The sequence below is a fragment of the Sporosarcina sp. P18a genome, assembly GCF_002743135.1.
Taxonomy (GTDB): Bacteria; Bacillota; Bacilli; order Bacillales_A; family Planococcaceae; genus Sporosarcina.
The window spans coordinates 86,145-98,535 of sequence record NZ_PDYQ01000003.1 but is presented as its reverse complement, the minus strand read 5'-3'; the positions used below and the strand labels follow the sequence as shown (position 1 = coordinate 98,535).

Here is a 12,391-nt window from a genome sequence, read left to right as displayed (position 1 = left end):
CTGTGCTCTGTGATGTCTCTCCGCCACTTCTAGTCAAGAAGTGGCTTTTTCATTTATTACGAAAAAGGGGAGAGTATACATGAAGTTTACAGAACGTTTATTAGAGAAGACATTACCGATTTGGAGACAGAATCATAGTCACCCGTTTGTACAGGAGATTGGAAATGGTCTGTTGGATCAGGAGAAGTTTCGTTTTTATATGGTGCAAGACTATTTGTATTTAATTGACTACGCGAAAGTGTTTGCTGTGGGCACGATGAAGGCTACGGATGTAGAGACGATGGGTAAATTTGCTGCATTGCTTAACGGTACACTACACACTGAAATGGAACTTCACCGTCAATATGCAGCACGCTTTGGCATTACCGAGGAAGAGCTCGAGAATGCTCAGCCGTCTCCAATTGTTCTAGCGTACACGCACTATATGCTACATGTAAGTCAAAACGGCTCTCTAGCGGAAGTTGTCGCTGCATTATTGCCGTGTGCGTGGAGCTACTGGGAGATTGGCAAAGAGCTTTCGGAATTGCCTGGTGCGCTGGAACATCCATTGTATGGTGACTGGATTCGCATGTATTCATCGGAAGACTTTGGCGAGTTGGCTACTTGGTGCTTAGAATTAATGGATGAAACTGCAGGAGGCAAGCCTGAATCAGAATTAGTGAGGTTAGAGGAGATCTTCCTTAATACGACTCGATATGAGTATATGTTCTGGGACATGGCCTACACGAAGCAAATGTGGCCCGGTATGCATGAAGGACAGATGATTACAAATTAATATAAAAAAAACGTGCGACTATTTAAGTTGAATGTTATTAATTAGAATTGAATGGATATAAACAGCGCATGCTATTCCAAAAGGAGGTGCGTGCTATCTTTGCGAAAATAATCTTTGCGCTTGGGATGATAATGACAAGCGCGACGGGCACTAGCGAGGCGCCGGTTGCCACTCTTAGTAAGGTAGAAGTACCGGCATACGCTAAGTGGTCGAGGCTTGCGATCAAGCAAACGATGCTCAAATATCCTCGTGCAGAAATCAAGGATTATTTGCATATCGCAACCGACTCAAAGAACGTGACGAGTGTGGAAAAGTTTCAGCTTTGGTTAAAAGAGGAAGAACGAGAATTCGGTGTGATAGTGACTGTCACATATTCAGCTGAAACGGGTCAATTTATTCGCATTAACTTTCAAGAAATACCTGTTCAATAAGCCAATGCCCCTAGACCATATAACATGGTGCAGGGGCGTTGGTTTATTCGGGATCTTTTTGATAAAAGAAATTGGGAGTTATAATGTCATTGGCAAACCGTTTGTGATAGACATGGGTAGCGGCGGGTGATAGTGGTGGAATGAGCCATACCCAGTTACCTGTCACTTTTCTTCCTGCACTTTGCTCTTTCTTTTCGAACGATTTGAATTGTTTAGCTGCGGTATGATGATCAACAAGTGTGACGCCTTCTTGCTGATAGGAATGTAGAACGGCTATATTCAACTCTACAAGTGCTTTGTCTATCCAAAGAGATCGATTGGATTTTGTGTTGAGCCCCATCAGTTTGGCGACAGACGGCAAAAGATTATAACGATCCGCATCTGCAAGATTACGCGCTCCAATTTCCGTACCCATATACCAGCCGTTAAATGGTGCCATGGGATATTCAATTCCACCGATATCAAGACGCATATTGGAAATGATCGGAACAGCATACCATTTTGTGTGCAACTCAGAAATTCCTTTGATTTCGGGATGACTGATAGGTACCTCTTTTACTGACGACTTTGGCAATTCAAAAAGCCGCGGAAATTTCCCATACTCTTGAATGACAAGCGGTAATACATCAAAAGGTGTTTTGGCTCCTTGCCAACCAAGGCTTTCACATAACTTAGTCATTTCAATGGATGTAGAGTCACCAATGATTGTGGGACCTTCCTTGTATCCAGCATAACGAACTAATTGATGATTCCAGATCCTTAGGGGGTCTTTATCTTGCGCTCGCGGAGCGAAGACTGTAATCGTTGAGCGAATATCTCCATCATTCGTTGCATAATCCACGTGATGCTTCAATTTTTCAAATGCTACTTCAGCAGTAGTGACTTGTCGTTCGTCAAATACCTCCAATGTTTCCCACAACAATCGGCCGATACAGTGATTACTGTTTCGCCAAGCCATTTTCGCGCCTTGTATCAGTTCGGATTCTGTATGGGTGTACGTTCCCGTTTGGATAATCTCTTCTTCAATTTCCTTCACGCGCTTGATTTGTTCTTCTTGAGAAAGTCCTAGTTCGTCATAACAACTGTGAATAAACCGGACTGCTTCTTGAAATAGCTTAATTCTATTTACAGATAGCACCATAATCATCAACTCCATATACAAAGTGTAGCATCTGGCAAATACGATGAGCTGACATAATTTCGGCAAATTACTGACTTTTCATTTAATCTGAGAGTAACCGGTGTATCATTTCTTGTCCTGCGTCTTTTGGATAGGATCGGTATAGATGACCTGATAAGCGAACTGGATCACCGAAGAAATACCGTTCATATTGCGTTTGTCTTGTGCCGAACGAACTCATCGTCAAATCCCAAGCCAATCGAAATAGTTGTACACGTTCTAACGCGGTTTTCGTAGCACCTTGTAGGTACTTTGTGAGATCAGGTTGAATAGCCGAATGGAAATCCTTATCGGTAGGTAGCGCAACCATTCCACTCGCTCCAATTAGCTGAATGATTTCACTAAAACGCGGATAGACTTTGGGGAAAATATTGCTAGCTATTTGAAGTGGTATCGCACTTGGACACATATAACCCCATTGATCGGGTAATGCATCGGCTTCGGATTTATCTCGCAAGGCTTTCATCGTTTCGAGCCCTATAATTATTTCAGACAATTTCTCTTGAATGTGGAGATATTCCGCTATATTAATCGTTTGGACGAGTTGCTCTGCCAAATTTAACATGAACTCCGTCTTGACGATCTGTCTCGTAATGACTTGATGGGTAGCAAATGGATGAAATGAACTCATTGAGAAAAATTCTGAAGCTACTTCCTTATTGTGATGAAAGAATACACGCTTCCATGGGACGAGAACATTATCGAAAACAACTATAGCATCCATCTCTTCAAACCGTGAACTCAGTGGGTAATTAAACGTAGAATTCCCACCTACAAATGATTCCCTGCAAAGAAAACGTAAACCTTCTGTACTGGAAGGAATGGAAAAGGCGAAAGCTTCATCAGGATCCCCAAGAAATGAAGGCGTGCTGAACACCAACACTTCATCCGTCACGCCGCCCTGTGTGGCTAGTAGCTTTGCTCCTTTAATGATGAGCCCTGCAGATGTCTTGCCTACAATCTTCGCAGAGATCGGTTCATCTGACGTATTAAAGGCATTCTGCGATCGGTTGACCTGCGGTGTAATAAAGGTATGAGTAAAAGATAGATCTTCTTCTCGTGCTCGTTCATAAAGCGCTTGAATATGTTCTGGAAAACAGTTTTCTTTGCCGAGCAAGTGAGGGGAAGAAGAGGCAAAGCTCATGATCACCGTATTGAGGTAATCTGGGCTTCTACCAAGTAAGCCACAGGAAAGTCTTGCCCATTCTTCTGTCATAACTCTTCGTTTCTGCAAATCCATTTTGGTTTTCGGTTGTAAGTAAGAAAGTCCAATTGGGTCGTTTGTGACTGGTGAGGCGTATGTCATGCGAGCCTTATGTGAAGGTGATAATTGTAAATCATACAGAGAAGCCTTTGTTTCAATAAGCCCTTTAAAGGCTGGATGTTTAGAAATAGGTCCTTTTAATTGCTGTCCATCTAGCCAAATCTCCGCGTCCTGCTCATTTATTCTACGCACAAACTCGTTGCCATTTATAGCACCCATACCATTCCTCCTGAATTTTCTAGTTGGTATAGTATATTATGAAACCTTCAAGGATGATCAAAATGTTCTCAGGCAGAACAATAGGTAATAGTTTTGATACAATACAGAAAGAGTACATAGGGAATGTATCCAGATCAGCGAAAGGCGTGTGTATATTGAATAAAGAAATGGTAATGAAGTATATTGTGGCGTGCACAAACCTATATGGGATTGTGCCTATTGAAAAAGTAATGGAGATTTACAATGATCAAAATGAAGAGAAGATTTCATTGGATGAAGTGGAAAGGTTTTTGCAAACTAAGCGAGTGAAAGAGAAACTAGAGGAGAGCTTCGTCTATATTGAATCAAACGAATTTGTAGCTGAAGCGACAATCGAAGAAGCCGAGAAGGACAACCTAAGACAAAACGCAGCTAGAAAGCCGTATTATATACCTGTAAGAGAAGAATTATTGTGTTTCATTGACGAGGAGTATGTACAAGAAACGCCCGAGCAATTACTAGTGAAAAATATGTTAAAAGAGGATTTCGGTGATCAATTGGATGTAGACGCAATAGTCTCGGAACTGGTATTTAATTTGCAAGTAAGTGGCGGTGACTTCATGATGGAACTGTCCTCATTTATATCCCGTCTGGAGCTGCCTATTAAAGAATCCGAGCGCTATATCCCTGCGATTGTCGCAGTAGCGGATACGACTAGATTATGGGAAAACCGTGGACATACTACGAAAGAATTACAGCAATACTAATTAGTTCATTTAAATAGACAATGCTCAACCTAGCAAGATAGAATAAGGGTACATTAAACACTTTGGAGGATATCACTCATGACTTTAAAAGAATTAACTGCAAAAGAAGTACAAGAGCAACTAGAAAGTGGTAAAGAATTGAATATCATCGATGTACGCGAGGATGACGAGGTAGCGGAAGGTATGATTCCAGGCGCAGAACACATCGCCCTCGGTAATCTGCCAGTCGAAATGCATGACTTGAATGCTGAAATACCTTACATTCTCGTTTGCCGTTCAGGCGGAAGAAGCGGCCGTGCGCAAGAGCTTATGGCTGACGAAGGCTTTGATGTAACAAACATGGTAGGCGGAATGCTAGCGTGGGAAGGCCAAACAAAATAATACACGAATCTAAAGCTGTCGTAAGAAGTGAAAAACTTCTTGCGACGGCTTTTTTGTGCGCACTTTCATCCGTACGGAGTAGCGTTTGCTAACTCCATGGAATACACACGCTTAACGCTTTGCCTGTATTCCCAAAGAAACGCTATTCGCTAACGGATCTCACAGTTCTAATGTAGGGAAAGAAGTATAAGGGAGGTGGGAGAAGAAGGTATCAGCTAGATCGGATTGAAGTCCTGATAATTTTCCTAAGCTTAGTGCAACGATGCCTTTGCCCTCGCAGATACCAATTCGTAGCCGCCTGTTATCCAATCTATTATCTACTCTAAACTTCTAGTCATGTACTAGATAGACATAACCTGAAAAGTCCAAGCGTATAGTGAAAGAAAAAGGCGGTGTCTGTATGAAAAAGTGGCTTGTGGCAGTGATGCTAATCATTTTCTCATTAGGTGGAGTGTTATACGGCGTCAAAGCATCCGATCGTGGCTTTTTTCTGCCCTCAGAACTCGGTGGGGTAAGCATTCTCATTGATCCTGGACATGGTGGGGAAGACGGAGGTGCTTCGGCAGGTGAACTCATTGAAAAAGATATTACGTTAAACATTTCTCATGAAGTAAGTAAACTATTGAAGAAAAAAGGAGCAACTGTTGAAATGACTAGGGAGAAAAACGGCGATGCAGTTGCGGAACATGCACCATCCGAGAAGTTTACTTCATTGAGAAGCAGAAAGTTTGCAGACTTAAAACTACGTGAAAGCATGGCAGTAGAATCGAAGCCGGACATGTTTATCAGCGTACACGTTAACGCGATTCCAGAAGAACGTTGGAGAGGGGCGCAAGTATTTTATCATCCAGGCGGCCACCCAGATGGTAAGCAACTAGCGACGTCCATCCAATACGAACTGCGTGATCAGTTGAAAAATACCGAACGGGAAGCGATGAAAATCACAGGAGTCTACTTGTTGAAAAAAGTGCCGGTTCCAGCTGTATTAGTAGAAACGGGCTTCCTGTCCAATCCGGAAGAAAGAAAGTTGTTGGCAAATAAATCGTACCAGAAAAAAGTAGCCGCGGCGATTGTAGATGGAATTGTAAAATATCAACTTGCTGAAGAGCAATAATGCATATGACGGTTGGGTGAATAGGGAATATGATATACTAAAAAGGAGTGAATGAATTCAGTAAGGAGTGTTACATGTGATTAATGAACAACAAGTCCGTGAATTGATTGGCGCATTGGAAGATCCGTTTTTACATAAAACATTGGCAGAAACGAATGGTATTGTGGGTGTCACCATTAAACCTGAGAAAGAACACGTCAGTGTTAAAATCGCGATTGCGAAAGTGAATACCGGAGAGCAATTGACGCTACAATCAAAAATAGTAGAAGTGTTGAAAGGTGCAGGAGCAGACTCTGTAGGCATACGATTTGAAGAGTTGCCTAAAGAAGTATTAGAGCAATTCCGTGGTACAGTTACCGAAGCGGAAACACAAGATATCTTATCCCCTGTATCCAATATTGAATTTATTTCGATTGCATCTGGTAAAGGTGGCGTTGGGAAATCTACTGTCTCCGTCAACTTAGCAGTAGCCTTAGCAAGACGTGGCAAAAAAGTTGGTTTAATCGATGCAGATATTTATGGATTCAGTGTTCCGGATATGATGGGGATTACAGCAATGCCTGAAGTCCGAGAAGATCGTATCATGCCAGTGGAACGTTTTGGCGTAAAAGTGATTTCAATGGGCTTCTTTGTTGAAGATAACGCACCTGTTGTATGGCGTGGACCTATGCTTGGAAAAGTGTTGGATCAATTTTTCCGTGACGTAGACTGGGGCGAATTGGATTACTTGTTGCTCGACTTACCACCTGGAACAGGTGACGTAGCGCTTGATATTCACCAAATGATTCCGGCATCCAAAGAAATTGTTGTGACTACTCCACACCCAACTGCGGCATTCGTTGCAGCGCGTGCGGGAGCGATGGCATTACAGACTGAACATGAACTACTCGGTGTGATTGAAAATATGTCTTGGTTCGCATCGGAAGCAACGGGCGAGAGAGAATATGTCTTTGGTCAAGGGGGCGGTGTTCGTCTTTCTGAAGAACTTCGTACAGAATTATTAGGCCAAATCCCACTTGGTCAACCTGACTGGAACGAAACGGACTTTGCACCTTCCGTTTATGCGGAAGATCATCCGATAGGGAAAATCTATTTAGACGTTGCCGATACAGTAATCAAAAAAACGAAAAAATAATGAGTAACAGACGAAGAAAGAATTATTTTCCTTCTTCGTCTGTTTTTTGTCCTTTACCACCATCCTTGGAAGATCCCCCCGTAGCGCCTTTACCAGCCTTCATGATGAGTTCTTGCCACTTCGCCTGCATTAAAGGGCTGTTAATTGTATCTTCTATGGCCTTCTCCATCTCCTTCTTCAACGTTGCGGAATTCACGATGTTCTCCATTTGTTTCATCATGTCAGGTTGACCAAAAAACTTCTCCAATTCCTTTTGAAAAGAAGCATCAGTCATCAAATCTTTCATGATATCTGCTTGTTGTTTTTTCATGCTCTTTGCAATGGATTCAGTAAATTTAGGATCTTCAAAAGCCGTTTTCCAAAAGCGTTCTCCTTCTTTAGAAAGCAATACATTCTCAATGCTCTGTTTGACTTCTGGTTGTTCAAGTACTAATAATTCCCTGAACTCGGGATCAGTCATCAATTTACGGAGTGCCTTTTTTCCGTCTTCCGTCTGGATTGCATCTGTCATCATCTTTTTCATCTCATCATAGCTTGGTGCTGCTTGATGACTTCCGCTGCAACCCGTAAGAAATAGAAGGAATAGAAAAAGAACTGCCATTTTTTTCATTCCACTCAACCTTCCACTTGTATTTTCATTTATTGTTCACAATATAAGGAGGAATATGCATGAATCGTTCAATGAAATAGATTTTTTTGTCGATCGTTGATACACTAGGATAGACATGATAAAAAGGGGAACAGTGCTGTGACAATACGAAATTGGGTAAAATTTTTCTTACGCGCAATGGCAATTGGTGGAGCGATTACAGCCATTGTCGGTCTAATTGTACGGTGGGACTTTTTCTATGGATACATACAGGCAGGCGAGATATGGCAATTTCTTGGTGCTTTTTTATGGATGATTTTCTTAGGGTTTACGATGAGTGTAGTTGCGCAGATGGGCTTCTTTGCCTATTTGACCGTTCATCAGTTTGGTGTGAATATGTTCCGTACACTCACGTTGTGGAACTGGGTTCAACTGTTGATCATAGTAGTCGTGCTGTTTGACTTAGTCTTTTTCCGTTTTCAATTAACGAAAGCAGATACGAGCCGTACGCTTCTGTATATTTTCTTACTGATTACCTTAATCGCAGTATCCGTAGTGACAGCGTACTTCAAAGCACAGTGGACGAAAAAACATGCATTGATTTCTGCATTATTTTTCATGATTGTTATCACGACGCTTGAATGGTTGCCGGCGCTTATGGTTACTTCAGGTAACAAAGATGAATGGGTAACAATTCTTTTATTCCCGCTACTCGCAGTAAATGCGTATCAACTATTAGTATTGCCTAAATACAATAAACAATCCGATATTGATAAAGAAAAGCTAGATAAACGCAGAAGTGATAGAAAAAAAACGAAGAAACAAGCAAAGAAATCAAAAAAAAACTGACAGGAGGTTTTTCACCTGTCAGTTTTTTATTTTGGAATTTTTTTTGTTTTTACAGTTGTCCGAAATAATAGATCCTCTACGGATTGAAAAGTACGACTGGCAAGTAGTCGTTTTACATCTGCCGTGGCGACGTGTTCATTACGAGTGTATGGAACGGCAATGATTTCTCCCTTAGAAGCCTTCGGTAGTGCACCGCTAGACCACTGGATAGTAGATCCCAAGGCGTTTATTTCAGCTTCACTCAATTCTTGCAGCAGTGTCAAAGGGAATTCTTCATCTGTCGTACGGAACCAAAGAGGACGCGTGCTAAACAACTCTTCAAACGTTTGTAGTTGTTCGCTTAAAAGCTTGGGATTGCTCACATATTGTTGACCTTCGGTTCCAAGTAATGCGACAGGCAAAGATCGCTGTTTAATCTGTTCTGTAATGTGGGGGAAGCGTGAAGCCCAGTCACTATCAATAAACAATAAAGGATAGGGCTGCGACAAATTTTCAAGAAGTTCCTCCACTTCTTTTTCACCAAATGAAATATTAATGGTCAATGCTGAACCTTGTGTACCTTTCACTATTACTGCAGGTTGTTCAGTCAATCGGAAAACTGCCTTCAAAGTTGAAGAAGGCTTGGTCAATTGGGGAATAAAAGCTAGGAATATTGCAGTTAATACAAAAAGGAAGAGAAATTTTTTTATCATGCCAATCTCCTTCATTATGTGAAATCTAAACTATTATATGAAAAACCCTTGACGTCTATGACTATGACCACTATAATTAAAAAAGCTTGAGTGATTCAAAAGTATTTGTTGCACAGAGTTAGCAATCATGCTATAATGGTTTTTGTCGTCAGGCGTACTAAACATATTATTATTCCGCAGTAGCTCAGTGGTAGAGCAATCGGCTGTTAACCGATCGGTCGTAAGTTCGAGTCTTACCTGCGGAGCCATTTTTTATGCTTCCATAGCTCAGCAGGTAGAGTGCTTCCATGGTAAGGAAGAAGTCGCCGGTTCGAGTCCGGCTGGAAGCTCCATGAACATTTTCATGGCCCCTTGGTCAAGCGGTTAAGACACCGCCCTTTCACGGCGGTATCACGGGTTCGAATCCCGTAGGGGTCACCATTTACTCATTTAAAGCAAAGCTTAGCAAAAATTTAACACGGTGGGGTAGCGAAGTGGCTAAACGCGGCGGACTGTAAATCCGCTCCCTCCGGGTTCGGCGGTTCGAATCCGTCCCCCACCACCATGTTTTTTTACCTTAAGACAAATATAGTCAGCTATACATTGGGGTATAGCCAAGCGGTAAGGCAACGGACTTTGACTCCGTCACTCGTTGGTTCGAATCCAGCTACCCCAGCCATTGTACCCATGCACTTACAATTTAATAGTAAATATGTCGAATCCTTATTATTTTAAAATGATAAAGGGTTTTTTTGTCGTCCAATTACTTAATCATATAGAATAATTGGAATTATCATGTATAATAAATTGTATCATGTATAGGTAGTTTATCTTGTATATCTTGTTTATCTTGTTTATCTTGTTTAATAATTTGGAACATGTATAGGTAATTTATCTTGTATAAGTAATGAAAAAATAACCAGATATAGGGATTGTGATATAGCAATGCAAGAATTTTTAAACGGTATGGATACATTTGTGGAGTCTAGTAGTGAAAAGGAATTACAAAAGGTTCTTAGTGATATTGCCTATACACTAGAACAGGCTGCCATTGTCGCAATTACTGACTCAAAAGGAACGATCCAATATGCAAATGAACACTTTGAAAAAATTTCAAAATACTCGAGAAAAGAATTAATTGGTGCTAATCAACGTATTGTAAACTCAGGTCACCATGATGCAGCATTTTTCAAAGACATGTGGTCAACGATTGGGGCGGGCAATACTTGGCGTGGCGATATATGTAATCGTGCGAAGGATGGATCAACGTATTGGGTAGACACAACGATCGTCGCATTTTTAAATGATAAAGGAAAACCTTACCAATACATTGCAATTCGTTATGATATTACCGAGAGAAAGAAAATGGAGCTAGAGATAAGAAAAAATGCAGATCTTTACGAAATTATTACAGACAATGCATCTGACTATATTGCGATTATTGATCGACAAGGGATGTTTTACTACGTATCCCCTTCTTTTCAGAAACTTCTTGGACATTCGGTGAATGAACTATATGCCAATTCCTTCTTTTCTTATATCTGTAAGAAAAATCGTCAACAAGTAAAAAAGAAAATTATGCAATTTGGGGGATATCAGCGCCAAGCATGTAATTTAGAGTACTCTTTTTTAGATAGTAAAAAGGGTTTGCATATTATGGAAGCGAAAATTGATAAAGTGAAAGAAACAGTTGAATATGAAGATAAGCTGTTAGTCGTCATGCGAGATGTTACAGAACGTGTGAAATCAGACGAGAAAATCAAATATCTTGTCTACAATGATCAACTAACTTCCTTAATGAATCGAAATTCTTTTAGAGAACAGATGGCACTAGCATTTGAAAGAGCACGTACACGCAAGCAAGTATTTGCTCTCGTACATATGAATATTGATCGTCTACGCTATGCAAATGATTTACTGGGGCATGAAGCGGGAGACTATTTATTGGCAATGGTTGGAGAACGATTGAAAAAGAGAACCGGTCCTGAAAGTCTATTAGCTCGTATTGCGGGTGATGAATTTGCATTCATTATATCCGGATTGAAAGACGAAGAAGAGTTCTATAATCATGCGGAAGATATTCGTATCTTTTTGGAACAACCTATTCAAGTCGGAAAACAATTCTACACCTTGTCAATAAGTTGCGGTGTTTCTATCTATCCTGAACACGCCAATCAGCCTTCCGAATTGGTCACTAAAGCTACATTAGCATTAGGTAAGGTCAAGTTACACGGTGGCGGAGATACGGAAATGTACAAGCCGGGTACTTCAAAGATGTCATTAGAGCGAATTTTGTTAGAAAATGAATTACGTAAAAGTGTGCAACAACAACATTTTTATCTTGAGTACCAGCCGAAAGTACTACTGGATACCGGTGAGTTGACTGGCGTAGAAGCACTGGTTCGTTGGAAACATCCTGATTTAGGCGTGATTCCGCCTGATAAATTCATTCCACTCGCTGAGGAAACGAAAATCATCATACCACTTGGAGAATGGATTTTACGGGAAGTGTGTAAACGCGCACAAATAGAACTCGCAGCAGGTGGTAGATGCCGGTTTGCTGTGAATGTCTCAACAGTTCAAATGAGAGAAGAAGGCTTTATTGACACCGTTTTGAATATTATTAAAGAATATCGCGTACCGCCTGAGATGCTAGAGCTTGAATTGACAGAAAGCTCATTTATGGATACGGAAGGCATGAAAGAATCCATTCAAAGACTTCGAAGCGAAGGGATTACTGTTGCGATTGACGACTTCGGTACAGGTTATAGTACGTTCAGTTATATTAAAGAACTCCCAGCTGATACGTTGAAAATTGATAGATCATTTGTACGGGATATATTGGAGAATGAAAACAGTCAGGCTATAGTCAAAGCGATTGTTACTCTTGCCGATACAGCAGGGTTGAATGTAGTGGCAGAAGGAATAGAATTGCAAGAGCAGGCCAAAATGCTCTACAACTTAGGATGCCGCGAAGGACAAGGCTATTATTTCGGCCGACCGATGTCACTAGAAGATGCGAAAAAAATAGGATAAT

General features: G+C 41.0%; 12 protein-coding genes and 5 tRNA genes. 13 read left to right on the top strand and 4 right to left on the bottom strand.

Annotated elements, in window-relative coordinates; translation table 11 throughout:
• Positions 1-79 precede the first annotated feature (79 nt).
• On the top strand, positions 80-775 hold the full coding sequence (gene tenA / locus CSV75_RS10090; protein ID WP_099675746.1) for a thiaminase II: 696 nt from the start codon (positions 80-82) through the stop codon (positions 773-775).
• A gap of 68 nt (positions 776-843) precedes the next feature.
• Positions 844-1,206 carry a DUF3889 domain-containing protein gene (locus CSV75_RS10085; RefSeq protein WP_099675745.1) on the top strand — a complete coding sequence of 121 codons (363 nt, stop codon included), beginning with the start codon at positions 844-846 and terminating at the stop codon, positions 1,204-1,206.
• A 43-nt stretch (positions 1,207-1,249) separates the two neighbouring features.
• Here CSV75_RS10085 and CSV75_RS10080 read toward each other — a convergent pair whose 3' ends face one another.
• Positions 1,250-2,347, bottom strand: a complete 1,098-nt coding sequence (locus CSV75_RS10080) for a nitric oxide synthase oxygenase (RefSeq protein ID WP_199171351.1) — start codon at positions 2,345-2,347, stop codon at positions 1,250-1,252.
• 82 nt (positions 2,348-2,429) lie between these two features.
• Entirely contained in the window at positions 2,430-3,869 is a 1,440-nt protein-coding gene (hpaB, locus tag CSV75_RS10075; protein WP_099675744.1) for a 4-hydroxyphenylacetate 3-monooxygenase, oxygenase component, read from the bottom strand.
• 155 nt (positions 3,870-4,024) lie between these two features.
• Here hpaB and CSV75_RS10070 point away from each other — a divergent pair, with 155 nt between their 5' ends.
• From CSV75_RS10070 to CSV75_RS10055, 4 genes are all read left to right on the top strand, one after another.
• Positions 4,025-4,615: a hypothetical protein gene (locus CSV75_RS10070; protein ID WP_144034779.1), complete on the top strand. Its 591-nt coding sequence runs from the start codon at positions 4,025-4,027 to the stop codon at positions 4,613-4,615.
• Positions 4,616-4,693: 78 nt separating this feature from the next.
• Complete coding sequence (locus CSV75_RS10065; RefSeq protein ID WP_099630562.1) at positions 4,694-4,996, top strand: rhodanese-like domain-containing protein; 303 nt, start codon at positions 4,694-4,696, stop codon at positions 4,994-4,996.
• Positions 4,997-5,396: 400 nt separating this feature from the next.
• Entirely contained in the window at positions 5,397-6,110 is a 714-nt protein-coding gene (locus CSV75_RS10060) for an N-acetylmuramoyl-L-alanine amidase (RefSeq protein WP_099675742.1), read from the top strand.
• 76 nt (positions 6,111-6,186) lie between these two features.
• Complete coding sequence (locus CSV75_RS10055; RefSeq protein WP_099675741.1) at positions 6,187-7,245, top strand: Mrp/NBP35 family ATP-binding protein; 1,059 nt, start codon at positions 6,187-6,189, stop codon at positions 7,243-7,245.
• Between the two features lie 22 nt (positions 7,246-7,267).
• Here CSV75_RS10055 and gerD read toward each other — a convergent pair whose 3' ends face one another.
• The gene (gerD, locus tag CSV75_RS10050) at positions 7,268-7,855 is read right to left on the bottom strand and encodes a spore germination lipoprotein GerD (RefSeq protein ID WP_099675740.1); all 588 of its coding nucleotides are present in this window, start codon (positions 7,853-7,855) and stop codon (positions 7,268-7,270) included.
• 138 nt (positions 7,856-7,993) lie between these two features.
• Here gerD and CSV75_RS10045 point away from each other — a divergent pair, with 138 nt between their 5' ends.
• Positions 7,994-8,683 carry a KinB-signaling pathway activation protein gene (locus CSV75_RS10045; RefSeq protein WP_099675739.1) on the top strand — a complete coding sequence of 230 codons (690 nt, stop codon included), beginning with the start codon at positions 7,994-7,996 and terminating at the stop codon, positions 8,681-8,683.
• A 26-nt stretch (positions 8,684-8,709) separates the two neighbouring features.
• Here CSV75_RS10045 and CSV75_RS10040 read toward each other — a convergent pair whose 3' ends face one another.
• The gene (locus CSV75_RS10040) at positions 8,710-9,375 is read right to left on the bottom strand and encodes a polysaccharide deacetylase family protein (RefSeq protein WP_099675738.1); all 666 of its coding nucleotides are present in this window, start codon (positions 9,373-9,375) and stop codon (positions 8,710-8,712) included.
• A gap of 173 nt (positions 9,376-9,548) precedes the next feature.
• Between CSV75_RS10040 and CSV75_RS10035 the strand changes: the two genes are divergently transcribed.
• From CSV75_RS10035 to CSV75_RS10010, 6 genes are all read left to right on the top strand, one after another.
• A tRNA-Asn gene (locus tag CSV75_RS10035) sits at positions 9,549-9,623 on the top strand.
• 8 nt (positions 9,624-9,631) lie between these two features.
• Positions 9,632-9,707, top strand: a tRNA-Thr gene (locus tag CSV75_RS10030).
• Between the two features lie 13 nt (positions 9,708-9,720).
• Positions 9,721-9,795: transfer RNA gene (locus CSV75_RS10025), tRNA-Glu, on the top strand.
• Between the two features lie 39 nt (positions 9,796-9,834).
• A tRNA-Tyr gene (locus CSV75_RS10020) sits at positions 9,835-9,919 on the top strand.
• A 39-nt stretch (positions 9,920-9,958) separates the two neighbouring features.
• A tRNA-Gln gene (locus CSV75_RS10015) sits at positions 9,959-10,033 on the top strand.
• 266 nt (positions 10,034-10,299) lie between these two features.
• Positions 10,300-12,390, top strand: coding sequence for a sensor domain-containing protein (locus CSV75_RS10010; RefSeq protein WP_099675737.1), 2,091 nt, complete (start codon positions 10,300-10,302; stop codon positions 12,388-12,390).
• Position 12,391: the final 1 nt, after the last annotated feature.